Below are 623 nucleotides of genomic sequence, written 5' to 3' on the forward strand. Positions count from 1 at the left end.
CGCATAATAATGACCTTTGTTCGACTGTTAGGGGTGCCGACGATCGCGTCGGTGTCCCGCAGCCGACCCAACAAGGGTCATCACGCTAAGTTGCACTGCAGCAAGGATAAAGTCCTGACGGCCCGTTTCGTCACATATCTGCAACAGTTTCTTGCTGCAGGATGAACGAAACGGGGAGTCTGGCGGCCCGTGCCGCGGTCGCTGCGTTCAGGCCTTGTGCGCGTAAAGCGAGCACCAGCCCGATGGCGCGATATCGCCCGCAACCAGCTTGCACGCCTTGGGGGCTTGCCACTGGAGGCAGGTGTCGCACCGCGCCTTGCCCTTGGGTTGGGGCTGATAATGGACAGCCTTTTGCGGCAGCTTGGTCGCGGCGGCGGCAGGTGCGGCGGCGACAGCGCCCACCAGCAACGCACCGCCCCCGGCCGCCGCAAGCGACAAGAGCCGACGACGCGACAAATCGGTGGATTTCGGATCGGTGGACATAGGTGCTCCTGTGGTGTTCGTGCGCTGGCAACGGGAACCGTCGCCATCGCGAGTGCAGCGCGACGGCGACGCGCCCCCGCGCGCGCTATGCGCCCTGCGGCGGAGCAAGCGAAAGCTGCGGAAGTTACTTATTGGGTGCC

The 623-nt window shown here is 64.4% G+C and carries 1 protein-coding gene; it reads right to left on the bottom strand.

Annotation, left to right across the window (positions count from 1 at the left end; translation table 11 throughout):
* Positions 1-207: 207 nt before the first annotated feature.
* Entirely contained in the window at positions 208-483 is a 276-nt protein-coding gene (locus tag AACY52_RS29240) for a hypothetical protein (protein ID WP_126847830.1), read from the bottom strand.
* Between the last annotated feature and the right edge of the window lie 140 nt (positions 484-623).

Origin of the sequence: Pseudomonas sp. EA_65y_Pfl1_P113 (assembly GCF_963970525.1) — a bacterium.
Taxonomy (GTDB): Bacteria; Pseudomonadota; Gammaproteobacteria; order Pseudomonadales; family Pseudomonadaceae; genus Aquipseudomonas; species Aquipseudomonas tritici.